The organism is Priestia sp. BR_2 (genome assembly GCF_041954005.1).
Classification (GTDB): Bacteria; Bacillota; Bacilli; order Paenibacillales; family Paenibacillaceae; genus Paenibacillus_AQ; species Paenibacillus_AQ lautus_A.
Genome location: NZ_JAVFHM010000218.1, coordinates 40,860 through 65,904 on the forward strand (window position 1 = coordinate 40,860; position 25,045 = coordinate 65,904).

At 53.4% G+C, this 25,045-nt stretch carries 23 protein-coding genes; 7 read left to right on the forward strand and 16 right to left on the reverse strand.

The features are described from left to right. Window positions 1–107: 107 nt before the first annotated feature. The 13 genes from RB298_RS15805 to RB298_RS15865 form a co-directional block, all read right to left on the reverse strand. Window positions 108–974, reverse strand: coding sequence for a carbohydrate ABC transporter permease (locus tag RB298_RS15805; RefSeq protein ID WP_090912776.1), 867 nt, complete (start codon window positions 972–974; stop codon window positions 108–110). 1 nt (window position 975) lies between these two features. Beyond that, window positions 976–1,911, reverse strand: coding sequence for a carbohydrate ABC transporter permease (locus tag RB298_RS15810; protein WP_332296542.1), 936 nt, complete (start codon window positions 1,909–1,911; stop codon window positions 976–978). A gap of 97 nt (window positions 1,912–2,008) precedes the next feature. Further along, window positions 2,009–3,328, reverse strand: coding sequence for a response regulator (locus RB298_RS15815; protein WP_332296543.1), 1,320 nt, complete (start codon window positions 3,326–3,328; stop codon window positions 2,009–2,011). Beyond that, complete coding sequence (locus tag RB298_RS15820) at window positions 3,328–5,160, reverse strand: sensor histidine kinase (RefSeq protein ID WP_096776998.1); 1,833 nt, start codon at window positions 5,158–5,160, stop codon at window positions 3,328–3,330. The genes RB298_RS15815 and RB298_RS15820 overlap by 1 nt, the downstream gene beginning before the upstream one ends. 303 nt (window positions 5,161–5,463) lie before the next feature. Continuing rightward, the gene (locus tag RB298_RS15825) at window positions 5,464–7,329 is read right to left on the reverse strand and encodes an SLC13 family permease (RefSeq protein ID WP_486047558.1); all 1,866 of its coding nucleotides are present in this window, start codon (window positions 7,327–7,329) and stop codon (window positions 5,464–5,466) included. Between the two features lie 363 nt (window positions 7,330–7,692). Then, window positions 7,693–8,955 (reverse strand): SGNH/GDSL hydrolase family protein, encoded by a 1,263-nt coding sequence (locus tag RB298_RS15830; RefSeq protein ID WP_096777000.1) that lies wholly within the window; start codon window positions 8,953–8,955, stop codon window positions 7,693–7,695. A gap of 74 nt (window positions 8,956–9,029) precedes the next feature. Next, complete coding sequence (locus RB298_RS15835; protein ID WP_486047559.1) at window positions 9,030–9,365, reverse strand: hypothetical protein; 336 nt, start codon at window positions 9,363–9,365, stop codon at window positions 9,030–9,032. 180 nt (window positions 9,366–9,545) lie between these two features. After that, window positions 9,546–9,812 (reverse strand): hypothetical protein, encoded by a 267-nt coding sequence (locus tag RB298_RS15840; RefSeq protein ID WP_096777002.1) that lies wholly within the window; start codon window positions 9,810–9,812, stop codon window positions 9,546–9,548. Window positions 9,813–9,878: 66 nt separating this feature from the next. After that, complete coding sequence (locus RB298_RS15845; protein ID WP_036671729.1) at window positions 9,879–10,742, reverse strand: inositol monophosphatase family protein; 864 nt, start codon at window positions 10,740–10,742, stop codon at window positions 9,879–9,881. Between the two features lie 263 nt (window positions 10,743–11,005). Next, complete coding sequence (gene uvsE / locus RB298_RS15850) at window positions 11,006–12,007, reverse strand: UV DNA damage repair endonuclease UvsE (protein ID WP_486047560.1); 1,002 nt, start codon at window positions 12,005–12,007, stop codon at window positions 11,006–11,008. Further along, window positions 12,004–12,321, reverse strand: a complete 318-nt coding sequence (locus tag RB298_RS15855) for a hypothetical protein (RefSeq protein ID WP_009591113.1) — start codon at window positions 12,319–12,321, stop codon at window positions 12,004–12,006. Before RB298_RS15855 ends, uvsE begins: the two co-directional genes overlap by 4 nt. A gap of 98 nt (window positions 12,322–12,419) precedes the next feature. Next, window positions 12,420–13,514, reverse strand: a complete 1,095-nt coding sequence (locus RB298_RS15860) for a D-alanine--D-alanine ligase (RefSeq protein WP_012819030.1) — start codon at window positions 13,512–13,514, stop codon at window positions 12,420–12,422. A 45-nt stretch (window positions 13,515–13,559) separates the two neighbouring features. Then, a complete protein-coding gene (locus RB298_RS15865) occupies window positions 13,560–14,582 on the reverse strand; it encodes an amidase domain-containing protein (protein WP_009591119.1) in 1,023 nt (340 codons plus the stop codon). A 316-nt stretch (window positions 14,583–14,898) separates the two neighbouring features. On the opposite strand from RB298_RS15865, the gene acnA reads away from it, so the two are divergent. Both acnA and RB298_RS15875 read left to right on the forward strand, forming a co-directional pair. Next, complete coding sequence (gene acnA / locus RB298_RS15870; protein WP_192569732.1) at window positions 14,899–17,616, forward strand: aconitate hydratase AcnA; 2,718 nt, start codon at window positions 14,899–14,901, stop codon at window positions 17,614–17,616. A 181-nt stretch (window positions 17,617–17,797) separates the two neighbouring features. Continuing rightward, a complete protein-coding gene (locus RB298_RS15875; protein WP_176502551.1) occupies window positions 17,798–17,953 on the forward strand; it encodes a hypothetical protein in 156 nt (51 codons plus the stop codon). A 236-nt stretch (window positions 17,954–18,189) separates the two neighbouring features. Here RB298_RS15875 and RB298_RS15880 read toward each other — a convergent pair whose 3' ends face one another. Continuing rightward, the gene (locus RB298_RS15880; RefSeq protein ID WP_486047561.1) at window positions 18,190–18,930 is read right to left on the reverse strand and encodes an IclR family transcriptional regulator; all 741 of its coding nucleotides are present in this window, start codon (window positions 18,928–18,930) and stop codon (window positions 18,190–18,192) included. 221 nt (window positions 18,931–19,151) lie between these two features. Between RB298_RS15880 and RB298_RS15885 the strand changes: the two genes are divergently transcribed. The 5 genes from RB298_RS15885 (at window position 19,152) to RB298_RS15905 (ending at window position 23,844) form a co-directional block, all read left to right on the forward strand. Next, window positions 19,152–20,144 carry an alpha/beta fold hydrolase gene (locus RB298_RS15885; RefSeq protein ID WP_096777006.1) on the forward strand — a complete coding sequence of 331 codons (993 nt, stop codon included), beginning with the start codon at window positions 19,152–19,154 and terminating at the stop codon, window positions 20,142–20,144. 163 nt (window positions 20,145–20,307) lie between these two features. Beyond that, window positions 20,308–21,486: a Fe-Mn family superoxide dismutase gene (locus RB298_RS15890; protein ID WP_486047562.1), complete on the forward strand. Its 1,179-nt coding sequence runs from the start codon at window positions 20,308–20,310 to the stop codon at window positions 21,484–21,486. A gap of 423 nt (window positions 21,487–21,909) precedes the next feature. Next, window positions 21,910–22,194 carry a hypothetical protein gene (locus tag RB298_RS15895; RefSeq protein ID WP_090912753.1) on the forward strand — a complete coding sequence of 95 codons (285 nt, stop codon included), beginning with the start codon at window positions 21,910–21,912 and terminating at the stop codon, window positions 22,192–22,194. A 70-nt stretch (window positions 22,195–22,264) separates the two neighbouring features. Next, the gene (locus RB298_RS15900) at window positions 22,265–23,539 is read left to right on the forward strand and encodes a Tle-like phospholipase domain-containing protein (protein ID WP_486047563.1); all 1,275 of its coding nucleotides are present in this window, start codon (window positions 22,265–22,267) and stop codon (window positions 23,537–23,539) included. Between the two features lie 32 nt (window positions 23,540–23,571). Further along, on the forward strand, window positions 23,572–23,844 hold the full coding sequence (locus tag RB298_RS15905) for a hypothetical protein (RefSeq protein ID WP_096777009.1): 273 nt from the start codon (window positions 23,572–23,574) through the stop codon (window positions 23,842–23,844). A 110-nt stretch (window positions 23,845–23,954) separates the two neighbouring features. Here RB298_RS15905 and folE read toward each other — a convergent pair whose 3' ends face one another. Further along, window positions 23,955–24,548, reverse strand: a complete 594-nt coding sequence (folE, locus tag RB298_RS15910; protein ID WP_012819021.1) for a GTP cyclohydrolase I FolE — start codon at window positions 24,546–24,548, stop codon at window positions 23,955–23,957. 123 nt (window positions 24,549–24,671) lie between these two features. After that, complete coding sequence (locus RB298_RS15915) at window positions 24,672–24,908, reverse strand: YneF family protein (RefSeq protein ID WP_009594912.1); 237 nt, start codon at window positions 24,906–24,908, stop codon at window positions 24,672–24,674. Window positions 24,909–25,045 lie beyond the last annotated feature (137 nt).

Sequence of the window (25,045 nt, forward strand, 5' to 3'; positions counted from 1 at the left end):
AATAATGATGTCCTTTCCTCTCTCCATCATAAAAGCCAAATCCGGAAAGGACGATGTGCATTCATATGACGATCGTGTGCAGGGCTACGATGTGTACCGCTGCTGCCCTACCCTTTGACGGCCGAGAGGCTGACGCTGCGCATGATGAATTTCTGGAACGCCAGAAATACGAAGATCGGCGGCACCATCACCATGAACAGGATCGAAAATTTAACGCTGCTGTCCAGGCTCCTTGCGTTGATGACATACTTGTAAATGGCCGTAGCCAGCGTATATTTGTCCTGGGTCTGCATGACGAGCGACGGCCAGAACCAGTCGTTCCATGCCGTGGAGAATGTAAAAATCGCCAGCGTCGCGAAGATCGGAACGGATAGCGGTATGGCGATCCGCAGGAAGCTGCTCATCTCCGAAGCGCCGTCGATGCGCGCCGCCTCGAAGATCTCCGGGTGAATGCCGTCGAAGAAGTTTTTGATCAGCAGGAAGAAGTACGCGTTCGCTCCGGCCGGCAGCCAGAAGGCCCAGTAGGAATTCAGCAGGCCGAGCTCCTTCAAATTGACGAAATTCGGAATCATGTAACTCGACGCCGGAATGAACAAGGTCATCAGAATGAAGAAATAGATGGCCCGATGATACGGAACCCGGATGCGGGATATGCTGAATGCCGCCATGCCCAGCACCAGAATCGTGACCAACAGATTACCGCCGAAAATCAGCAGCGTATTCTTCAGAAACATCGGCAGATCGATGTATGCCCACCCCTTCGGGAAGTTCTCCCAATGCCATTCCGACGGGAAAAAGCGCGGCGGAAACGTGTTGATTTCCTGATTGCTCTTCAATCCGTTGAACATCGTCATGCCGATCGGGTACAGCATCGTGAAGGTCATCACGGCAATGCACAGCACCATAAATCCGTAAACCGCCTTATTCCACGGTTTTCTCAAATCCGAAGCGGACAGAATGCCTCTCTCTTTCATCCTAGTACTCCTCCCTGTTCATCTTGAATTGCAGGATGCCCAGCAAACTCAGCACAAGGAACATCAAGATGCCCATCGCGGTTCCGGCCCCGTAATCCAGCTGGTTAAACGCATATTTTACGGTAAGGAGCGCATAGGTGAGCGTGGCCTTGTTCGGTCCGCCATCCAGCATCGCCAGCTGCGATTGATACGCCTGTGACGTGCCGATCAGCTGCAGAATCAGCATGAGCACAATCAGATTGCGCATCGAGGGAAGCGTGATGTATTTAATCCGGGCCCACACGCCGGCACCGTCGATTTCGGCGGCTTCATACCAATCCTTCGGTATGCTCAGCACTCCGGCCAGATAGATCAGCATCGCCGAGCCGAATTGCTGCCATGTCTCCATGACGACCAGCGATACCATCGAGAAGCGGCTATCCGATATGAACGATACCGGCTCTGCCCCGAAGAAGCCGAACAACGCATTGACCGGGCCCACCGGATCGTACATCCATCGCCACATGCCGTAGAGCACGACCCCGGGCACGACAAACGGGAGATACGCGGCAATCCGGGCGAACCCTTGAAACAGCTTCAGCTCCGAGATGGCAATGGATGCGGCGATGGGCACCCAGAAGCCGATGACAAGCGTTAACAGCATGAAATACAACGTATTCCTGACCGATAGCAGCAGGTCGGGATTGCTCAGAACGTTGGCGTAATTATCCAAACCGACGAAGGTATTGCCTTTTACGAAATCGATATGAAAAAAGCTGTAAAAGATCCCTTTGAAAATCGGCACCCATAAAAAGACGATAAAGATCGCTATGGCCGGGACAAGGAACAAATACCCCCATACATACTTCCTCCACAGCGGCTTGCGCTTATGCTCCTTCCGGGCGCGGCGGCCGGGCTCGATCAGAGCCTGGCCTTGTGACATGATCGTTTCTTCCATCCGACTCCCTCATTCCTTTATTCAATGTCTAGCTTTTATTGTAAAAAAGCCGGGGAGCCTTCGAACATGTCTAAAACTATGTGAAGTATGACGGATCTTACTTCTTTAGCTCGCTTGGGCTGACGCCGTAGTATTTTTTGAAGATTTTGCTGAAATGCTCCGGGGATTCATACCCCACCCGCTCGGCTATCTCGTACCGGCGGAGATCCGTGTTCAGGATCAATGCCCTGCTCTCCTCCATTCGCAGCTTCACCACATACTCCCACAGGCTGCTGCCGGTATATTTTTTGAACAGGTAACTCAAATAGTTGGGGCTCACGTGATTGTTCTTCGCTACATCGTGAATGGTCAATCCCTTCTGGCGGTAATGCTCGTCGATATATTGCCTCGTATTCTCCACGATCCGGTTGCTCTGGCTCGAAAGCACCTCCTGCGACGTCTCCTGGGCATAATTGTGCCAATTGAAATCCCCGTAATAAAAGACATGGAAATCATGCAGCTGCTCGCTCCACAGCATCGCTTTGTCCGCCTGGCGGCTGAGCACGCTCAAGAATTCCCGTCCCCTTAATATTTGGCTGATGCCCACGGTACAGCTCCGTTTCAGGTGCAGCTCCACATGGTGGTGCAGACTCCGGCCGATCATCTCCAGGTGATGGATTTTCCCGCTGGCGTTCTCCTCCATTTCCTGCTCGCTCCATTGAAGGATGATGTTGACGTCCCGTTCCGGCGAATAGAACACTAAGGTGTGCGGCTCCTGCTCCAGCAGCTCCTTGGCGATATTCAGCGCGGCATATTGAATCAGGTTTATATCATGACTGGAAAAAGAAGCGCTGCGCTCTTCCGCCAGTCCCAGTTTCATTTTGATAACGGCAAAATAGGGGCCGACCAGGCCTAGCTCCGACTCGTCGGCACCGGCAGCAGCCGATGGATCCGGCTCCATGGAGAGCCGCTCGTTCAGCCGCTCTATTCTTTCGGACGGCGGCTCCTCCATCCGGAAATGCTCATTATCGGCCATGAGAAGCGGCTCGACCTGGGGCGCCGGCCGGTCCATCTTGAGCAGCACGCTGCGGACCGAATCCAGAAACTGCTCGCTGTTCAGCGGTTTGATCAAATAATCCTTGGCTCCGAGCTGAAGCGCCCGCTGCGCGTATTGAAATGTTTCATGGGCTGAAATAATGATCGTCTGTACCCAAGGCTTCACGATCTTCGCCTGCTGCATCAGCTCAATGCCGTTCATCTCGCCCATCTGGATATCGGTGACCAGCAGGTCGATGTCTCCCATCCGTATGTAGTCCAGCGCTTCCTGCCCGCTGTAAGCCGTGGTTATGACATCGATGGCAAGGCCAGAGGACGTTAACAGCCCTGCCAAGCCCTTGCATATCAAAGGTTCGTCATCTACCACCAAAATGTTGTACATCAGGAAACCTCCTGTCCGGTTGCTGTAATGGTTGCTGCTTCTGTTCGCGGTATCGTGATCGTCACGCGGGTTCCCCCTTCTTCCCCGGGCTCATACTGCAGCCCGTAGCGGCTGCCGAAATGCAGCCGTATCCGCTCCTGGATATTGCGGATGCCGTAGCCCAGCGAATGATCGGGTGCATCATCATGGAGCAGCCGGTGAATGGATTCGTAGTTCACGGGACGGAAGCCGTTATCTTCAATGACGATCCGGCATCGATCACCCTCCAGATGACCCGATACGCGGATCATTCCGTCCTCGCCCATATTTTTAATGCCATGAATGATCGCGTTCTCCAGCAGCGGCTGGAGCGTGATCTTCGGCACATGATTCGCCAGCAATGCCTCGGGAACGTCCCATCGGATCGTAAACTGATAATCATAACGGTTCAGCTGGAGATTCATATAAGCCCCCGCATGCTCAAGCTCTTCCCCAAGCGTGATAAGATCCCGGCCCCGGCTGAGACTAATCTTCATCAATTTGGATAAATCCTTGATCATTTCGGCGGACTCGGTATTGCCCTCCATCGTGCTCTTCCAGTAAATGCTCTCCAGGGTGTTGTACAGCAAGTGGGGATTGATCTGCTGATAGAGCAGCTGCAGCTGCGCTTCCTTCTGCTTCAAATCCATATTGTATTTGTAATGGATCAGGTCATTCAGTCGGCGGGCCATGTCATAGATCGTGGAGATCAGGACGCTGACTTCGTCTTTTCTGCGCCGATAAGGAGTTTCCGGCACGACGTTTCCCGGTTCGTACCTCCTCACGAAATGCGCCAGCTTCTGGAGCGGCGTCATCAGCGACTGCCAGAAGTAAAAGACGATAATGAGGCCCACGGCAAAATAAGCGACGGAAATGACCTGTATGACGCGCTTCATCTCGCTTTGCTGGGCAAGCAGCGTTTTGACGGGCACCTTATAGACCAGCTTCTGCTGGAGCACGTAATTGTAATCGATGACATAGATGAAATCCGACGTGATCACGTCCATGACGCCGATCGTGGAATGGCCCGGATCCGCTTCGGGCGGCAATTCCAGCTTGCCCGCCATGCCCTGTACCGACGAGGTCAGGATATTATCGTCCCAATCCGTAAAATACAGCTCCCCATCGGGAATCGAGACCGTCGATAACGACTCGCCGATCCGCGCGTCCAAATTGGTGACCAGCAATACGCCGATGGTACCGCCCCGATAGATATTGTTAACGGCCCGCACATAGCTTAAAGTCTCTTGATCCTGTCGTCCTTGCACCGGCGGCGACAGATTGGCCATGCGCTTCAGGTACCCGTTCCCCTTCATCGCCACGGCTTCATCGAACCAAGCGGGCTTCTCCTTCTCGTCGGAGAAAAAATATACCCCTGCTTTTCTGCGGTCTGGGTAATACGGGGCAAAGAAGTAGCTGTTGTCCGGGTCGTACACATAAAGCGAGTAATAGACCGGTTCACGCTCATCCGTCTCTTGGGAGAAGGAAATCAGCATCTTTTCGAGCCGCTCGTAATTTTTGACGCGTTCCAGTACGGTAACCTCGGCAAAAGGATCCAGCTGCTGGATCTGCGAGTTCTGGATGACCGTGGAGGTTACTTTGTTGACGGTTTCAATGTCCCGGTTAATCAGCTTGAAATTTTGTTTGTTCAGTTCGATATAAGCATTGGTCACATGGCGCTTCAGGATTTGCCCGGCCATGGAATTCCCGTAGGCGTTCAGCCCGAATAACGGAATGACCAGCACCAGGAACAGCAGAATCATCTGCTGTTTGATGTTCATGCGGCCCAGCGGATTTTTGAAGCGGTTCTTCATCGGCCCTTGCACCTCCGGCTTTCTCAAGCATAGCAACAATCCAGCGGGATCAGCGTAGTCATTTCTACGGAAATGATGCGCATTTTTACGATTAGGCAGGATGCCCTAAGTGGATGTATTAGCCCTGCGGCAGGCGATTTCCTGCAAAAGGGGCAGGAGCGTCTGGCGGGAGTCGATCTGTCGAGGTATGAGGGAGTATTGACCGCCCGTCTTCCGCGCTATCTACCCTCAAAATGGAATAACACCCGCATGCGCGATCCTCATCGGATTGAACATACGGGTGTTAGGTGCCGGTTCCCTTTTTTAAAACGGAAAGAACAGCGGCAGTACCGCCATCATGACGAGCCCGATCGTCAGTTGAAGCGGCAAGCCGACCTTCACGTAATGGCTGAATTTATAACGTCCTGCCGACATGACGAGCGCGTTGGGCGGCGTGGAGAACGGGGACGCAAAACACATGCTGGCTCCAATCGAAACGGCGAACAGAAACGGATACGGACTGGCTCCCATCTGGATCGCAGCCGATAACGCAATCGGCGCGAATAATACCGCGCAGGCGGTATTGCTGATAAACAGCGTTAGCAGCGAAGTGGTGAAATACACCCCTGCCAGCAGGGCAAGCGATCCATAGCTGCCCAGGGAATGAACCAGCATATCCGAGATCAGCGTGGCGGCTCCCGTCTTCTCGATGGCAATGGACATCGGGATCATCCCTCCAATAAGGACGATGCTCTCCCAGTTGACCGTCTTATAGGCTTCCTCCATGTTGCGCACGCAGCCGAACACCACCATCAACACCGCGGCAATCATCACGGAGGCCACCGCCGGAATCCATTCCGTCACGAGCAGGATCACCATCAGCAGCTTGATCCCCGCCGCGATCGGCGCTTTGTGATCCATCGTCAATTTGCGCGACTCCTCTGCAGGCTGCCCCACCACCACGACATCCGTCTGCTCCGCTGCCAGCAGGGCAATGTCCTTCCACGTGCCCTGCACGAGCAGCGCGTCGCCAAAGCGCATTTTCTCTTCCTTCAGATGATGCAGCAAATACTGTTCTTTACGCTGGATGCCCAGAATGTTCACCCGATACTTCTCGCGGAATCCCGAATGCTTGACGAGCCGGCCGATCAGACGCGAGGACGGCGTCAGCATCACCTCCGCAATGCCGACGTCGCTTGTGGCGTACTGCGACTCTTCGGCATGTTTACGATGCTCGGGCACACCCTGGTCCAGCATGACAAGCCCGTATGTCTCCGCAAACTCCGATGCCCGCTCGAATGGACCATTCACGTACAGAATATCCTCTTCCTCTATCACGGTCCCGGGACCTGCGATCTCCTGGTTGATCGTTTTGAAGAATTGATTCTTGGCCGACATTTTACGGCGGATTTCAATGATGTTGATTTCGAACTGTGCCGGAATATCCAGCTCCCGCAGCGTCTTGGAGCGAATGGAGGAATCGGCTCCGACCTGAATCCGATACAGGTTCTGGGTCAGCCGATACTGCTTGGCCAGCTCCCTGAGCGAGCGTCCGCCCTGGTTCCCCGTTCTTCCTTCTTCATTGCTGGGAAGATAACGGCGAAGGAACAATATCGCGAGAATCCCGGTTACCAGACACACCAGGCCGATCGGCAGAAAAGCAAAAAACGACAACCGTTCGTACCCTGCGTTAATCAGCGTCTCCTGAATCACAAGGTTCGGCGGCGTTCCGATCAAGGTGAGCATGCCGCCCAAGCTGCTTGCAAACGCAAGGGGCATCAGCAGCCGCCCCGGATTGATCTCCGCGCTGTATGCCAGGCTGACAACGATGGGCAGCATCACAGCTACCGTGCCCGTATTGCTGACGAATCCGCCGATGAGCGACGTCACCAGCATGATCATGATCAAGAGCCGGGTCTCGCTTCCTCCGCCAAGCTTCAGCAGCTTCCCGCTGGCCATCTTGGCCAGCCCGGTCTGGAAAATGCCGCCCCCCACAACAAACAAACCGATCATCATGATGACAACCGAATTGGAAAAGCCCGACAGGGCTTCAGCCGGACTTAAAATGTCCGTTAGCATAAGTACCATCAACACGCCGATCGCGACCAAATCCGACCGCACTTTTCCCGACATGAACAATACGGATGCCACGGCCAAAACAGACAACGTAATGATCATCGGTCCATTCATTCCTTGATCCCCCTATAATGCCATATCTATGTTTCTTCCAAGATTCGACATTCGATAAGCCTTTCCCTGCCCATTTCACGGATCTGCCACTTTCCGGTCCGGAGCAGGCGGCCAATCTGCGCCAGCGTCACACCACCCATTCAAGGGAAATGATGTAGTATTGTAACACCTGCCGGGAGCATCTCATGTTAAAAACGTCACAACCCTGTGTGCAAATCTTTAGGCGATATCCCCATCCGATCCTCTATCGAACCGTCGACCATAACGAGGGGTAAACAAAGAACTTCTCTCGTAGGCCGTCACGGGGGAATCACAAAAAAAGCTGCATCGGCTCCTTCCAGCCGGTGCAGCTTGCTCATGGAATTACAAATTGATGAATGCGGTACGCAATTTGGAACTGTACTGAACGTCAAAGCCCAGGCCGGATGCAATCACGGCGAGCGGCACGTAGGTTTTATCCTCTTTTCCTACCTTGTGCAGGAAAGCCGGTGTATCGATCGGTACGGCCGTTCCGTTGACTTGAACGGTTTTGGCGCCGATCTTCACCACGACCGTCTGGTCTCCGAAGGTAATCGTTGCGCTGGATGTTTTATTCTCCCATTTGGTAGTCGCCCCCACCGCGTTCACGATGTCTTGTATGGCTACGTAATTCAGGTTGTCGCGGAGGATCGGCTTGTAAGGCGTATTCAGCTCCTGCCCTTTCACGACGATGCGCATCGGCTGCCCCTCATTTTGAACAGGAGGTTTCTGATAGCTGCCCCAGATCGTCTCGGCAAACACGCTGGCCATCGTTTCGTATCCGTATTGGTTCGGATGGATGTCATCCTTCAGGATATGGGTCATCGTCAGCTCGGAGCCCACGAATTTCTTCGCGACATGCGCTACCTTGATGTCTACGCCCTGGCTTGCAAAACCGCCGGCCACCCCGTCCACCAGCTTCGTGAACTCACCGGATGCCGCTACCAGTTTCGCGTACGCGACTTCATCGGCGATTTTGGGAACCGGGTTATACTGGTCGGCCACGACGATCGCGGCATCCGGATTCAGGGAATGCAGGCCTGTAATGACGGACGACACGTTGTCCTTATAGATCTGGAACAGTTCCTGCATCTTGGCTTGCAGCTGCTCATCGCTTAACGTTTCCACGGTGCTGACAAGACTCATCATGTCATTGCCGCCGATCGTAATGGTGATCAGATCGGCTTCGGCGATAATCGGCTTAGCTTTCGCTGCATCGGCGCCGATCTGCTTGGTCCGCGGATCGATGCTGCTGAGTCCCGGCTGCAGCTCCTCCGGCGTGATCGCCCGTTCATCCAGGACGGCCTTGACGTAGTTGTTCAGCCCGTCGGTCTTCAACCCGCCGATCCCCAGATTCGTGACTTCGGTCCGGCCATGGAACAGCCCCTGCTCATACAGCCGGTCAACAAAACCGTACGGTTTGCTGTTCAGATCCATTCCCGGCTCATACCCGACGGTCAGCGAATCCCCCAGCGTTACGATACGATATGTATGCTTAGCCGCAGCCTCATCGGCATAAGCCGGCGCAACGCCCGGTCCGACTAGCGCCACCGCGAGCGTCAAGCTGCCGGTTACTGCCGCCAGCCCCTTCTTCCATTGTTTGAACATGACTTCACTCCCTTAACGTCGAATATCTTGATACATCCTTATTTTACCACCACCATCAGGCGAATGGTACCGAATCAAGCCGGACGAGACGGCTTCATGAGAAGATAAGCGAATAGATAACCTATGGAGGTAACTCCAAACCAAGCAAATATCCCTGGCGTGCCTGCCATATACAGGCTTGGCAGTATCGACCATCCAAAAGCAATCAGCAGCAGCATTCCGTACGAATACACCATCGCAATCAACGCCAAGCAGCCTGGCAGAAAGAGCATAATGAACGTATTCAGGGCCGGACTCCAGTTCATAACGTCCGTATACGGATTAAAGATGATAAGTATGCACCACAACAGGATGGAACCAACACCTGATAATCCTGCCAAAAAATGAGAAGCCTTCAGCTGAACCCGCATTGTTTCTCCTCCCCCCTATATGGACAAGGTCGTACATCCTGACTCCGACATTCGCCGTCTTGAAGAGTCTTATCTTGATTGCTGCACAAAAAAATGGACAGCCTGTTTCATGCTGTCCATTCCTGATACCGAACTAGGATGATGTTACGCTCCAATACCGCAATATTCCTTGAAGCGCTATCACACGCCTTCGCCTGAATCCTCAGGCTTCTCCTTCTTAACCGCCTTATCGATATACTTGTCATAGCGGTCATCCAATTCCTTTGCCATGCTGCGGTATTTGAGCGTCTCCTCCACGATGGGGTCGAGCTGCGTCTGAATCCGGATCTCATATTTCGGAGAGAGCAGCCTGCGCTCCTCCTTCTCCCGATCCTTCTTCTCCATTTCACCGTCCGTTAACATCTCGCTGAGCTGGCGCTCCAAATCCTGATCCGACTTCTCATTCATCGTACGCACACTCCTTTTATCAAACGGTTAATAGTGAACGGCATTCTCTCTGCGGATGGTGACCGTTTAGCGGACCAAAGCCTCGCCCGCATCTTTTAGCGTATCCAAAAAACGCTGATGAATCAACCCGTTGGTTGCCGCTAAATGACGCACCGACAGATCGTAGGGACGTCCTTCCGTATCGGTTACTTTGCCGCCGGACTCCTGAACCAGCAGCGCGCCTGCGGCAACGTCCCAGGCACTCAAGCCGTGCTCCCAGTACCCGCTCAGCCGGCCGGCCGCCACATAAGCAAGATGAAGCGCGGCTGAACCGCCCGCCCTTACATTGCGTACCATCGGCAGCAGCGCCTGAAGCTCCGCCATGTTGAGCGGCAAGTTGACCTTGCTGTCCAGCGGGAAGCCCGTGGCCAGCAAGCTGTCCGACAATTGTTCCTCCGTGGAGACATAGGTCGGATTGCCGTGAACGTAAGCCCCTTTGCCTTTTTCCGCCACGAACAACTCGTCCCGGGAAGGGTCGTAGATAACGCCGACAATCACTTCTCCATGATGAGCCAGCGCGATGGATACGGAGTAAAACGGAAATCCGTGAACATAGTTCGTCGTGCCGTCCACAGGATCGATAATCCAAAGATACTCTTCGTCTTTGGCTTCCTCAAGCGCCTTCGCATAGGCATCCGTACCCGGGGCAACCCCTTCTTCTCCCAGGATCGCATGATCCGGGAAGTGCGTCAGGATCAGCTTGCGGATCATCTGCTCCGCGCCTTTGTCGACCTCGGTTACGATATCCTGTGCCGAAGACTTGGTGCTCAGCTGCTTGACGGTGCCCAGTTTGCTCTTAATCCATTCTCCCGCTTTCGCGGCGCAATTAATCGCAACGGCGGTATAGCTCTTACTGCTGACAACATAAGGAATCTTTTCATTCTCGTTCAAAGCACTCACTCTACTTTCTATATAAATCTAGTAATCTTGGAAATCTCTACATCCTATTCCGTCATTACGGTAGCCGAAAGGGCAGCCACGCGAAAATTCCGCCTATTTCAATAAAAGTCCGTCCTATGCTGTGCACCTGAATGCTTGGCGAGAACGAACTTTTTAGTCCAATGTCATTATCTTAAGGGGAATCCCTGTTTGGCTACTTCCAACGTAACCCAAAACCCATCAACTTGCAAGTGTTAACAAGCTCAACTTATCGGTTAAGGGTTCACTTCGATGGAAGCACCGTCGAGAATGGTAATGCCCTCTTCCGTATAATTTCCCAGATCCCTCATCAGGTCAAACAAGGCGCCGTCCTTCATCTTCGCTTCAATCATCACGTCCACTTTCGGTGTAGCCCCGGCAATATTCCTTAAAAAAGCCAGCAGCGGCACGACATCCACCCCGTCCGCATGGCTGCGGATATCGGTCTTGCTCTTGGGGCTGGAGACATGAATCTTCGGCGGGAGCGGCTGCGCCGGCTCCGAATCGGCCTGCGCAAGCGGCGTCTCCCAGGTGCGAAGGATATCCGGCCACAGCTCCCAGGACGCCTCGCCGTCGTTATTGACCCACTGGTGATGGATGTCCAGCACCATCGGCAGCCCGGTCTGCTGGCATACGGCCAGCGTTTCCTGGGCTGTAAAGGTTTTATCGTCATTTTCAAGGGTCAGCCGTTCCTTGATGTGCGGGTCAAGCCCATGAAAATGTTCAACGAATCGGGACGCTGCCGAAGGCTTGTCCCCATAAGCTCCCCCAATGTGAATGTTATTCTTCATGGAAGCAGGCAGTTCCATCGCCTGCAGCATGCGGACGTGCGACTCCAAGTCGCGAACCGAATTGACCAGCACTTCGGGACGCGGCGTGCTCAGCACCGTAAAATGATCCGGATGGAAGGAAACCCGCATCCCGTGTTTTTTCACGAATTCCCCAATGGCCTGAAAGCCTTCCCGCAAAGCCGGGAACGGGTCCCAGTCCCGCATGTCGTTATGCGTGGCCAGCGGAATCAGCTTGGACGAGAAGCGGTATACCTTGATATCGTGAGCCGCATTATGCTTCAGAAGCCGAAGGGTATTATGTAGGTTCTCATTCGCGATCCGCTCCAGTTTGTGCAGGCCGGCCTCACGGTCATTCAGCTTCATGAAACTCTTCATCGTCATCGTCTTGGAAGGAGAAGCATTCTGCACGACCGTGGACATGGCCACATAACCGAAACGGACAATCATGCATGGTCTCCGAAGAACATCTCGTGCGCGAGCGCGGTCTGTACGCGCGCTTCCTCATCCGTCAATTTACGGATGAGCTGCAGCTCGACCGAAGTGACCTCCCGCCCCTGGAAGTTGATCTCCGATACGCATGCGGTGATCAGGACGATGGCCACCGCCCGGTTATCCGGCGTATAGGCAATGACCTTCTGTCCCGTCGGAAACACCCGGAGCCCGTCCTTCAGCATTTTGCCGCGGCCGTATTCCAGCAGCTCGTAGAGCTCCTGCTCGCTTTTAAACTTACAAACGGAATTGAACTCGGTTTGAAATCCCATATCATGTCTCTTCCTTTCATCCCAAAATATTAGACTCAAGGGGAGCCGTAATGAATAGCGCGGACTCCCCCTGGTGTTTCATATCCTATTGTGACGGCTTACGCCTGGTTCTCATAAATCAGGGATTGCTTGCGATGGTACCGCTCAAGGCCCAGCTCGATCATCCGGTCAAGCAGCTCGCGATAGGAAACGCCCGTCTCCCGCCACAAGAGCGGGTACATGCTGAACGGCGTGAAGCCCGGCATCGTGTTCACTTCGTTGATCAGTATCGCACCGTCCGAACGGCGGACAAAGAAGTCGGCGCGGGTAATGCCCCCGCCCTCAATCGCTTTGAAGGCGGCAATGGCCAGGTCGCGCAGCCGATCCGCCGTATCCGGGTCGATCTCGGCCGGGATTTGCATCTGCGATTGTCCATCCGTATATTTGGCCGCGTAGTCATAGTATTCACTGGAAGAGACGATTTCACCCGGAACGGACGCCATCGGCTCGTCATTGCCGAGCACGCTGACCTCCACTTCGCGCGCATCGACGAACTCTTCAACGATGATCTTGTCATCGAAGCGGAGCGCGGATTCAATCGCTGCCTTCAGCTGCTCCCGGTTCTTGGCCTTGGAAATCCCGACGCTCGAGCCGAGGTTAGCCGGCTTTACGAAGCTCGGGAATCCGAGTTTGTCCTCGATGTTCTTGAGCACTTCATGCTGGCTCCGCTCCCACTGGGTGCGGTTGAAATAGCAGTACTCGCATTGCGGCAATCCTGCCTGGGCAAAGAGCTTCTTCATGACGACTTTGTCCATCCCGGCAGCGGATGCAAGCACGCCGGTTCCCACGTAAGGGATGTCCGCCATTTCGAACAGCCCCTGGATCGTCCCGTCCTCGCCGAACGTCCCGTGAAGCAGCGGGAACATAATATCGACCGCCTGATTCTCTTCCCCGTACAGTCTGCTGAACACGGCGTTCAGCGCCGTTTGCGTGCCTTCCCCTTCAGCCAGCTTCAATTCCTCCTGCCGGGCGAAAGGAGCCGACATCTTGCTGCCGATTCTCCAGGTTCCCTGTTTTGAAATATAAAACGGGACAATCTCGTATTTATCAAAATCAAAAGCGTTCATGACCGCGAATGCCGTGGATAGCGACACCTCATGCTCGCCGGATTTTCCCCCGTATACTAAACCAACCGTCAATTTATCCTGTCCCATGTTAACCTCTCTCTTGTCCGTATTGCAGCATGACATGCTGTCATCTTAAAAATAATCGGGTATATGGTAAAACCGGTATTCGGTGTTATCGTTCCAAGCATAGGAATCCCGGTAGTCCCAATAGCGGTGGCGGCTTGACACCGTATGCGCATTAACCAGCGGCATCCCGCCCGCGTCAAACGCCGTCACGATGGTGCTGTGCTGAAACGCGCCGTCGCCGTCCCAGTCGTACACGATGACGTCCCCCAGCATCAGCTGTTCGGGACGCTCCACCCGCTCGGCCCGAAGCCCCGTGGTACTGGCATTCAGATAATGCGCGAAGCTGTTCGACACCGCCCAGCTGTAGCTCCACCACTCCCGTTTGTTGACGTATCCCTTGTACCACCATCCCGTTTCTCTTTTACCAGTATAGTGGATTGGGGCTTTGCCTGCAAAGAGGCACTGGGAGATATAGTTCGTGCAATCCACGTCGAATTCCTCAAACTCCGGATTCCCCGAATCCCACCAACGGTCGGCATAGGCAGCCGCGGCTTCGCGTTCGTAACGTCCCGATCGCGGACTGCTGCCAGCGGCGTATACGCGTCCGTTCATGAAAGGAGTGGACGGCTCCCTTCCGGCCGCGTCCGAGCCTGCTCCCGGAATATCGGCCCTTTGCAAAGGATGGCGTTCATCCTGCAGACGTTCGATGCCGACGATCAGCCAGGCATCCCCGTCCCGAATCAGCGTCAGCCTTTCCCCGACAACCGTGTCTTCCCGATGCGTCATCCCTCTTTTTTCATAATAAAAGACGCTGTGGAGCCGCACGTCGGCCACCACATCATCCTCCGTTTCCCTCAGTATGCGCTGAAGACGGGCACGAGTCTCGCTCTTAAGCGGCGTTGCCTCCCGCTCCGCATACCACGATTGCAGGCGAAACTGCCTCTCTCCTCTCTCTACCAGGTAGTTCAGGTCCGCCACAATCTGCTCTTTCAGGCCTGAGGAATAGTCCACGCGATTTTGGTTATATTGATTGACGTAAATATATAGAGCTTGCTTCCAAGGCTTCTCGGCTTGCTTCAAACTGTTCATCCTCTCTCCTCCTCTAACCTTGCCATTCACGCCGTTCCCTATCACAACTATATGAAGCAAATCTTCAGGCTATGAACTTCGGTCAAGAGATTGCAGAAACGCGGGATTGCAGCGGCTGTTTTCCGGTAAGAAAACAGGCTTGTTTTCACCTTTTTGAAATGCGTTTCTTCTATAAAAAATGCTTTACGCGGGGAGTTGAAAACGTTATACTTAAAGTAGTCAATTTATGAAATTAGGTTTCATCTAGTGAAACCAAAAAGGATTTAACCCTAACTGTCTTTATTCGATTTATGAAATGACTTAAGGAGGTTCATCAATGCCAGCAAAGGATCAATTCTCCATCTCTCGCAACCTAGAGGTGGGCGGTAAAAGTTACCGCTATTTCAGCCTGCAGGCGCTCGAAGAGCAAGGATACGGCAGCGTGTCCAAGCTTCCTTTCTCCATTCGGGTGCTGCTTGAAGCTGCCGTTCGTCAGTTTGACGGACGCGCGATTACCGAAGATCACGTAAAACTCTTGTCCAAGTGGAACGAAGGACGCGACAACAACAAGGAAATTCCGTTTATCCCTGCCCGTATCGTACTGCAGGACTTCACCGGCGTACCCGTTGTCGTAGACCTTGCAGCCATGCGCGACACCGTTAAAAAATCCGGCGGCGATCCTAAACAGATCAATCCGCTCGTTCCGGTCGACCTCGTTATCGACCACTCCGTCATGGTCGACGCTTTTGGTACCGACCAAGCGCTTGAAACGAACATGAAGCTTGAATTTGAGCGCAACGAGGAGCGTTACCGTTTCCTCCGCTGGGCTCAAACAGCATTCAACAACTTCCGCGCGGTTCCTCCGGGAACAGGTATCGTTCACCAGGTTAACCTGGAGTATCTGGCTTCCGTTGCGGCTACGAAGACCGTTGACGGCGAAACGCTGGTCTTCCCTGATTCCCTCGTAGGCACGGACTCCCATACAACCATGATCAACGGTCTTGGCGTTGTGGGCTGGGGCGTCGGCGGCATCGAGGCGGAAGCCGGCATGCTCGGCCAGCCGCTGTACTTTGTCACCCCTGAAGTTATCGGCTTCAAACTGACAGGCAGCCTGGCAGAAGGCGCTACCGCGACTGACCTTGCCCTCACGGTAACCGAGCTTCTCCGCAAGAAAGGCGTCGTAGGCAAGTTCGTAGAATTCTACGGTCCAGGCCTCGCCAACATCAGCTTGGCTGACCGCGCAACGGTTGCCAACATGGCTCCGGAATATGGCGCTACGATCGGCTTCTTCCCGGTTGACGACGAAACGCTGGCTTATCTTCGCAACACGGGCCGCTCCGATGAGCAGGTTGAGCTCGTGGAGAACTACTATAAAGCGCAAAACATGTTCCGTACGGCCGATACGCCGGACCCTGAGTTCTCCGACGTAATCGAACTGGACCTGGCTTCGGTTGTGCCGAGCTTGGCCGGACCGAAACGTCCGCAGGACCGTATCGAGCTTACCAGCATGAAACAAAACTTTAACGACATCATCCGTACGCCGATCGATAAGGGCGGATATGGACTCAGCGACGAGAAAATCGCAGAGACCGTTAAAGTTAACCATAAAGACGGCTCTACCAGCGAAATGGGTACGGGTGCGGTTGTAATCGCGGCCATCACCAGCTGTACGAACACGTCGAACCCAAGCGTTATGCTCGGCGCTGGCCTCCTGGCCAAGAAAGCCGTTGAACGCGGCCTGAAGAAGCCTGGCTACGTGAAGAGCAGCTTGACACCGGGCTCCCTCGTCGTAACCGACTACCTGGAGAAAGCCGGACTCCTGCACTATCTGGAATCCCTCGGCTTCTACGTGGCAGGCTATGGCTGCGCAACGTGCATCGGTAACTCCGGTCCATTGCCGGATGAAGTGAGCGAAGCGATTGCCGACAACGACATGACGGTAGCTGCCGTATTGTCCGGTAACCGTAACTTCGAAGGCCGCGTGCATGCTCAAGTCAAAGCCAACTACCTGGCTTCGCCGCCGCTGGTTGTTGCTTACGCCCTGGCAGGCACGGTGAACATCGATCTTCAGAACGATCCGATCGGTTACGATCCGAACAATGAGCCTGTGTATCTGAAGGACATCTGGCCAACGAGCGCGGAAATCCGCGAAGCGATCGGCCTGTCCGTCAGCGCTGAAGCATTCCGCGCCAAGTACGAGAACGTGTTCACCGCCAATGAGCGTTGGAACAAGATTCCTGTGCCTGAAGGCGAGCTGTACGAGTGGGACGATCAATCCACTTACATTCAGAACCCGCCGTTCTTCGAAAGCCTGGGCAACGGCCTGAACGACATCCAGGACATCAAGGAAGCGCGCGTGCTGGCTCTCTTGGGCGATTCCGTTACGACGGACCACATCTCTCCAGCGGGCAACATCGCAACGAACAGCCCTGCCGGCAAATATCTGAGCGATCGCAACGTGGAACGCAAAGACTTCAACTCCTACGGCTCCCGCCGCGGTAACCACGAAGTCATGATGCGCGGTACGTTCGCTAACATCCGGATCCGTAACCAGGTAGCTCCAGGTACGGAAGGCGGCGTTACGACTTACCTGCCAACGGAAGAAGTGATGTCCATCTATGATGCATCGATGAATTATCAAGCAGGCGGACAGAACCTGATCGTTATCGCAGGTAAAGAATACGGTACGGGAAGCTCCCGCGACTGGGCGGCAAAAGGTACGTATCTCCTCGGCGTCAAGGCTGTACTGGCTGAAAGCTTCGAGCGTATCCACCGCTCCAACCTGGTGGGCATGGGCGTTCTGCCGCTCCAGTTCCAGGAAGGTCACGGCTGGAAGAGCCTCGGTCTGAACGGCCGCGAGACATTCAATATTCTGGGCCTCAGCAACGACGTGAAGCCAGGCCAGGAATTGACGGTTGTCGCTACGCGCGAAGACGGAACCCAATTCGAGTTCCCAGCCATCGCCCGTCTCGACAGCATGGTGGACGTGGATTACTACCATAACGGAGGTATCCTCCAAACGGTACTGCGTCAAATGATCGCATCGAACCAATAAAGCATTCTTATAGGCGATTTGGCCTTAGTCAAAAATCCCCATCATCCGCGCATGGATGATGGGGATTTTGTTATTTCCCGGTACTTTTTTCCTGAATATTGGAAATTCCGTTTCGAATAAGGCCGCACAGGTTAATGGGTACGAAACATTGCGGAAACCCATATCCAGGAGGAAGGTACCGATGATCAAAATACATACGATGGCTTCGTTCCACTATCAATACCAGCGGCCGCACCCGGTGGCGGCGCCTAAGAAAGAGGAAGCGACGGACAAACCCCTGACCTTTCAAGAAATCCTTAATCAGAAAATGAAGGAAAAGAACGTGAAGCTGACCTAAGTTGCGCTTACGTGTTACATACTGAGCTGCAGCGTCAAAAGGACCGTCCCCGCGATCACCAAGATCATGGGGACGGTCCTTTTCCATCCTATAAGAAATAGCGTTGATGGGCGAGCCTTCTCCGAAGACGGCCAGCGCTTGGACGGTTTGTTATGCCGGGCGGCTGTATCACACGCAGCCTCCCGGTCATTGAATAACTTATAGTGATGCTGTCTCTGATCCGGCAATAGAATAAATTAAATCATCATTCCCATTTCCCTTGCCGCTTCCATCAGGATTGGCGCATGCTCGCGAAGCGTTTCGGCCGACAGGCGGGTTACAGGCCCGGACATCGACAATGCGGCGGCGACGCGGCCGCTGCGGTCGAAGATCGGCACCGATACGGCAGCCGCTCCAGGTTCGCGCTCTTCGATGCTGATCGCGTAGCCGTTCTCCAGTATTTCCGCCAGCTGCTGCCGGTACGCGTTCTTATCGACCGCCTCCGGCCAATCCGGCGCATTCAGCAGCTCCTCCTGGTCCTCCTCAGGCGCAAAGGCCACAAGAACCTTGCTGGACGCGCCCACCGAGAGCGGCAGCCGCACGCCGACCTGGGCGACCCGGCGGATCCCCTGGTTGCTCTGAACCGCTTGAATCCGAAGGCGATCCGAACCGTCCCTTAAATACAGACTTACCGTTTCCCCAAGCCGATCCCGCAAGGCCTCCATCGCCGGCTGAAGGCGAATGGCAGGGTCGTCGCTTTGGGACAGATGCATCGACAGCTCCCATATTTTCAAGCCGAGCCGGTATTTCTCCGTCTCTTTGTTCCGCACAACGAATCCTTTGTCTTCCAGCGTTGTTAGCAGCCGATGGACGGTGCTTTTATGTAATCCGATAAGGGAAGAAATCTCCGTGAGAGCAAGTTCGCCATCCTTCGTAAAACACATCAAGATATCAAGGGCCCGCTCTACGGCGCGTACCGTTAATTTGCGGTCTTCCATCCCGATCAGCTCCTCTCCTGTTTCATTGTATGAAACCTGGTTACAAGAATTATATGAGAATTCTTCTCAAAAGTAAACCATGGGGACAGGGACTTTACAGTTGTCTTACAATCTATGGTTTTGCATTGACTTTATAGGCATCCGGGCATACGATTATTATAATTTCAACTTTTTCATGTTCACGAAACGCACTCAGACTATATGGTAAGGAGGGGCCACTTATGAGCACTACGACTGGTAGTAATGCCCCACTCTCCCAATTGAATGACGCGCCGGCCGAGCTGTCCACGGGCTTGGTCCGTCTAAAGCATATTATATTAGCGCTGTTATTATCTGTCGTTTTTTTCCTCGTTTTCTGTTTTATTGCGCTTCATGCCTATATCGCTTGGGTTTTGTCGAATCCGACGGTGGCTCCGCTCTATTCCAATCCCAAGCTTGCGAAAGATATGAATTACGAGAACGTCACGTTCCACTCGATTGACGGGAAACGAAATATCAATGGATGGTATATCCCGGCCGAGAATTCCTCGAAAACCATCGTGCTCAGCCATGGTTACGGCGCCAACCGGGAGGAAACCTGGGTACCGATGTACGATATCGCCCACTACGCGCACAACATGAATTTCAATGTACTCATGTTTGATTACGGTTTTGCCTCCCAGACCAGCAAGGAAGTGGCGACCGGCGGCAAGGAGGAGAAACGCCAGCTTCTTGGAGCCATTGAGCATGTGAAGCAGCGCGGCGCGAAGCAAATTGTCGTCTGGGGGTTCTCCATGGGGGCCGGCACCGCGCTGCAGGCAGGGCTTGAGACCAAGGACGTGGATGCCATGATTCTGGACAGCGCCTTTTTATTGGAGCCGGACACGCTTTACCACAATATCCACAACCAGATTGATCTCCCCCGTCATCCTTCGCTGGAGATTCTGGAGCTGCTCTTCCCTGTGCTTAACGGCACAAGTCTGGACCAGATCCCGTACAATGAGGTGAAGAAGCACGATTACCCGTTCCCGACCTTGTTCATCCACGGAACGAAGGACGATAAGGCTCCTTACCCGATCGCCGAGAAAATCGCTTCCAACCAGACGCATGCGGATTCCGACTCCTGGATTGTAGAGGATGCCCATCATGAGCTTATCTTCCGCGAGCATCCTAGGGAATATCTGCGCAAAGTATCGACCTTCCTCGGCAAACTCGAAACGCCGGACGAATCCTGAGGTTTTCATCAGGTGTTTCTGTAGCGAAGAGACCGTGCCTTTCAGTATACGATTCTCCCCCCCCTGCTGCCTGATGCAGCGGGGGTTTTTATTTTTCCTTCATAATACAGGCCGCCAAATGAATATAGTGTGTTTAGTGAACCTGATACTGGAGGGAACGGACATGTTATTTCATTATGGAGCGAAGCTCCCGGTGCGATTACTGGAGGAAATTCGCTTTTGGAAGCATCAGGAAAGAAAACACCTCGCGCTGATCAAAGCCGTGGTACCCGATCTGGAGCCGGTCTACGTCAAGATGCTGGATCAATGGGCCGTCGTGTTCTCCGACACGGAGAAGGCGGCAGACGAACTTCTGCGCCATATTCTAAGTTATAATACTTCTCCCACGCCTCAAATGCTGGCCCAGGTCGAGCAGCTCTTGCGCGCTTCCTGCGAGCAGTCCAGGGAGTTCATTCGCCAGCTGCACAGCTTAAAAGAGAACAGTGAAGCCGTTCAGAAAGTGCCGCTTGCCGGTACGGTCCTGCACCATGTGATTCGGGAGTCCGAATATTTCCTGAATGCACTCGAAACACTGAACGCCGCCGGAGCGCTGGAGAGATTCATGGATGTGGATATGCCGCTGCAGTCGATGACGCTGCACGAGGCCACGTCTCCTCCGACGTCTACTCCCGAAGCCGAGCTGTCCATTCAAGGCATGGGAGACAGCGGCGGCAAGGCTGTGCCGATTGGCGGACACCGCCTCCCTCCACTGCCTTACGCTTATAATGCGCTCGAGCCTTATATCGACGAGAAAACCATGCGGATTCACCACGACATCCATCACCAAAGCTACGTCGACGGCCTGAACAAGGCGGAGAAGAAATTGGAGGAGGCCCGAAAAAGCGGCGATTTCGAGCTCGTGAAGCATTGGGAACGCGAGCTTGCGTTCCACGGTGCCGGCCACTATCTGCATACGATCTTCTGGAACATCATGAACCCGCGGGGCGGCGGCGAACCGGGCGGAGAGCTTGCACAGCAGATCAAGAAGGATTTCGGAAGCTTCGATCGATTCAAGAAGCATTTTACCGAAGCAGCAGACAAAGTGGAAGGCGGCGGCTGGGCTATCCTCGTCTGGAGTCCGCGCAGCCATCGGCTTGAAATTTTGCAGGCCGAGAAACATCAAAATCTCTCCCAGTGGGACGTCGTCCCTCTCCTCGCCCTGGATGTATGGGAGCATGCATATTACCTTAAACATCAAAATAAACGCAAGGATTACATCAACGATTGGTGGAACGTGGTCTACTGGCCGGAAGTTGCGGAGCGTTTCAAGCATGCCAGCAAGCTGAAATGGAAACCGTTTTAATTCTCAGCCGGCATTAGCTGCTTCGGATTGGTTAATATTGGGTATGAAGTCTATAGCCCTCCTTACTTCCTTTATGGAGTTTAGGGAGGGCTTCCCTGTTCAGAGGGGTACTTGGTCATAAGCCCGGATTTGAACAGGATTATTCAAGCTACGGAGTAACCCAACCTTATTGTTAGGTCTTTTTTACCACATATCTGGTTATTTATTCGGTTGATCGCTACCATATGCTGGATTATGATATGACAGTAAGCTTGGTACGCAGCCTCAGCATTGGTCTAAGGCAACAACCGAAAGATCCGGCGTGCCTATGGGAGCAGGACATCACGACTGAAGGGATGGGTCAGTGTGAACAGTAGGTTCAAATCGCGTATTTTCATTTTTGCTTTTGTATTCATTATTCTAATTGTTGGAGGATGCCAGCCCGTGAACCATAATCAAAACGAAGCCACTGCAAACGGCAGCTCGGACGAGGTTATAACAAAGGCGAAAACCACGGCCGTTGAGTATTTTAAGGAAAAATACAATTTGGATGTAGAGATTACCAAAGAAGAGATGATGCCATCGATCGTAGCGGACAAGGTTAACCTCGAAGGGTATGTCGTGGATCATCCTGAACAAACCTTTAAAATATCCGTAGATTTCAACACAGGCGAAACGTCCAATTTCGTGATGAACCCGGAGCTTAGAAAAGCTATTAAGGGCGAGTGACGGACCTATGTTTCTCTTTGCAGCAACCATAGGCTCTGAACCTGATAGATCACGTTAAGGAGGGAATATATTGAGTTCACCGCAAGTGGATGACGAGACATACCGACTCATGTCGGAAGCGGCTTACCTCGATCTGAAAAAAGAAGATACCGTTGAGGACCTGCCGGGATGGGAGGTTCTTGAGGACTATAAGAGCAACAGCATATCCGGTTTTGACGCGGTAACTTTCTACAACAAGGAAACGAACCAGGCCGTTATCGCATACCGCGGCACCGAAGCAGGCAGAGATTTATCCCATGCGCTCCCCGATTATCTGGCCGACGCGGATATTGGCATTGAAGAGATCAAAAGGAAAATTCCGGAGTTCCGGGCTCCTTGGGCCGACCATGTAGACAAAGTCAAAGAAGTGACGGGCATTAACGATGTCACGGATTGGTTCGGCGAACAATCGAGGAAAATCGATAAGAAAACGGATATCTTGGGCACCAATCAGATGTATCAAGCCGAGGATTACGCGCTGGAAATGAAGGAGAAGTACAAGGGTGTTGATTTTTCCCTTACCGGTCATTCGCTGGGCGGAGCCAACGCGCAATATGCTGCCGCTTATACCGGCATGTCGGCTGTCACCTTCAGCGCCCCGTCCGTCATCGGTAGCCTCTCCCCTGAAGCCAGAAGAAAAGCCGAGAATGGGGAATTCGACTCCCAGATCATTAATTTCGCCCATCCCGGCGACATTATTGCCAGCGGTGCGCTCGGAGGTTACGACGGTCACGTCGGCTCTACCTATTACATAGACTCCAGTTACAAGGATGCCAATGACGGGCTCAGCATCAAAGAAAAAATCGATAATACGCTGGGAGGCCCCAACTATCACCAGCTGGACCGCTATCAATTCGAGAATGGGTACATTTCGAACCGTCTGTATGACGGCGCTACCGGTAAGTCCGTGGATTCGCCCAGAATCCCTTCCCACAGCGATCTCTTGTTTGGTCTTGGCGGGCCGTTGAGCAACTTGGGCTTAGGTTTGGGCGGCTCGCTGGGAGCCATAGCCGGATCGGCAGGAGGCTCCTCCGGTACCATCCAGGTTACCCCTGCCGAGCTGCGAAGCGTAGCCGAGAAATGGCGAGCGCATGCCCATCAGAGCGATGCCGAAATGCAGGGAATCCGGCAGCGTCTCTCCAAATACATGTTCTCCAGCCACAGCCGGCGTCTGCAGCCGATCGTCCAGCAGCTGGATACATCCATCATGTCGATGAGTCAGTGGCATCTGCAGCATACCACCGACATCGTGCAGTACATTAAATTTAAGGCGGATCTGTTTGAACGTACAGATAACAGCGGGTAAACATCTATTAGCAACCACCGGGAGGAATGGGGATGAGTCGAGAGATTCTGCTGGAGCTTGATGATTTACTTCAAGCCGAACGCGAGCTGACGGGGCTGCTTGCAGCCCTTCGGTCCGACGAACAAGAGGCGCGGGTCATGTATGCCCGCCTTCAGGATTGGAAGGGACAATCGGCTAATGTGCTGAGGGATCAGATCGAAGTCTTTTTCATGGAGATGTCCCGTCGAATCCGGGAGATCGAGGAGCAAAAAAGCGCCCTCGTCCAGTATGTGCAATATATGAAACAAGTCGATGGCGCATCTTGATCTTTCCTTGCTTGTCCTGGATGATCAGATGGCTTCATATCGTCACAGGGATAACAAAAAAAGGCTTCGCCTCCGTGGGCGAAGCCTTTTTGATATCATGAAGATCCAGCTTAGTCTTTAATCAAGGACAGAAACTCCGAGCGCTGCGCGGAATCGCTCTGGAACGTACCGCGTACAGCCGACGTTACCGTCTTGCTGCCCGGCTTCTTCACGCCGCGCGCGCACATGCACAGATGCTCGCCTTCCACCACGACCATAACGCCGTTAGGCTGCAGCGCCTCCACCATGATATCGGCGATTTGCGAAGTGATGCGCTCCTGCACCTGAAGACGGCGCGTAACCGCCTCTACCAAGCGTGCCAGCTTGCTCAAGCCGGCGATTTTGCCGCTCGGGACATATCCGATATGGACTTTGCCGAAGAACGGCGCCATATGGTGCTCGCACTGGCTGTAGTATACGATATCCTTCACGATGACCAGTTCCTCGTGATTCTCGTCGAAGGTAACCCCGAGAACGTCCTTGGGATCGACTTCATACCCCGCAAAGATCTCTTCGTACATCCGCGTCACGCGGGCCGGTGTCTCAAGCAGACCCTCACGCTTGGGATCTTCACCGATCAGCTTCAATATTTGCTCTACATGGTACTCGATCTGCTCCCGGTTTTGGCCTACTTTATGGTTCACATAGTCCTTTACGCCCGCCACAGTACAATCCCCCTTTCCGTTCCAAAAAAAAGCAAACGGTTAACTTATAGCCGCTGTTAGCGGTCTTTTTAAATAGAAATGCCCCTCCGTCGTTCCATTTAGACGGGAGCGGGCTTTCTTGCATTATGATTTGCGTTTGCGGCCTTGCCCTTTGCCCGGCATAGGCTGATTTTTCATCATTTGCTGTGCACGCTGCATCTGCTTGCTGTTCATGTTATACCCCATTTGTTTTGCCATCTTCTGCAGCATTTGCGGATCGTTCTGCATCTTCTCCAATTGCTTGCGCAGATAAAATACGCCGATGAAGAATCCGCCGACCAGACCCACGATCAATGTAATAATCGGAATGACAATATCCATCACTTGACCACCTTCTACTAATATCTGCCATTTAATGGCGCATACACGAACCTATCATAGCATGTCCTTTTCGTCACAGCAAATGAAAATAACGGATGTTCGGCAGCAGGCAGTTCCGATGATTACGCCTTGGTCAA

Coding starts and splice junctions, on each gene's coding strand:
- RB298_RS15805 (WP_090912776.1), bottom strand. CDS start 974: ATGAAAGAGAGAGGCATTCTGTCCGCTTCGGATTTGAGAAAACCGTGG.
- RB298_RS15810 (WP_332296542.1), bottom strand. CDS start 1,911: ATGGAAGAAACGATCATGTCACAAGGCCAGGCTCTGATCGAGCCCGGC.
- RB298_RS15815 (WP_332296543.1), bottom strand. CDS start 3,328: ATGTACAACATTTTGGTGGTAGATGACGAACCTTTGATATGCAAGGGC.
- RB298_RS15820 (WP_096776998.1), bottom strand. CDS start 5,160: ATGAAGAACCGCTTCAAAAATCCGCTGGGCCGCATGAACATCAAACAG.
- RB298_RS15825 (WP_486047558.1), bottom strand. CDS start 7,329: ATGAATGGACCGATGATCATTACGTTGTCTGTTTTGGCCGTGGCATCC.
- RB298_RS15830 (WP_096777000.1), bottom strand. CDS start 8,955: ATGTTCAAACAATGGAAGAAGGGGCTGGCGGCAGTAACCGGCAGCTTG.
- RB298_RS15835 (WP_486047559.1), bottom strand. CDS start 9,365: ATGCGGGTTCAGCTGAAGGCTTCTCATTTTTTGGCAGGATTATCAGGT.
- RB298_RS15840 (WP_096777002.1), bottom strand. CDS start 9,812: ATGAATGAGAAGTCGGATCAGGATTTGGAGCGCCAGCTCAGCGAGATG.
- uvsE (WP_486047560.1), bottom strand. CDS start 12,007: ATGATTGTCCGTTTCGGTTATGTGGCCATGTCCACGGTCGTGCAGAAT.
- RB298_RS15855 (WP_009591113.1), bottom strand. CDS start 12,321: ATGGGATTTCAAACCGAGTTCAATTCCGTTTGTAAGTTTAAAAGCGAG.
- RB298_RS15860 (WP_012819030.1), bottom strand. CDS start 13,514: ATGGGACAGGATAAATTGACGGTTGGTTTAGTATACGGGGGAAAATCC.
- RB298_RS15865 (WP_009591119.1), bottom strand. CDS start 14,582: ATGAACAGTTTGAAGCAAGCCGAGAAGCCTTGGAAGCAAGCTCTATAT.
- acnA (WP_192569732.1), top strand. CDS start 14,899: ATGCCAGCAAAGGATCAATTCTCCATCTCTCGCAACCTAGAGGTGGGC.
- RB298_RS15875 (WP_176502551.1), top strand. CDS start 17,798: ATGATCAAAATACATACGATGGCTTCGTTCCACTATCAATACCAGCGG.
- RB298_RS15880 (WP_486047561.1), bottom strand. CDS start 18,930: ATGGAAGACCGCAAATTAACGGTACGCGCCGTAGAGCGGGCCCTTGAT.
- RB298_RS15885 (WP_096777006.1), top strand. CDS start 19,152: ATGAGCACTACGACTGGTAGTAATGCCCCACTCTCCCAATTGAATGAC.
- RB298_RS15890 (WP_486047562.1), top strand. CDS start 20,308: ATGTTATTTCATTATGGAGCGAAGCTCCCGGTGCGATTACTGGAGGAA.
- RB298_RS15905 (WP_096777009.1), top strand. CDS start 23,572: ATGAGTCGAGAGATTCTGCTGGAGCTTGATGATTTACTTCAAGCCGAA.
- RB298_RS15915 (WP_009594912.1), bottom strand. CDS start 24,908: ATGGATATTGTCATTCCGATTATTACATTGATCGTGGGTCTGGTCGGC.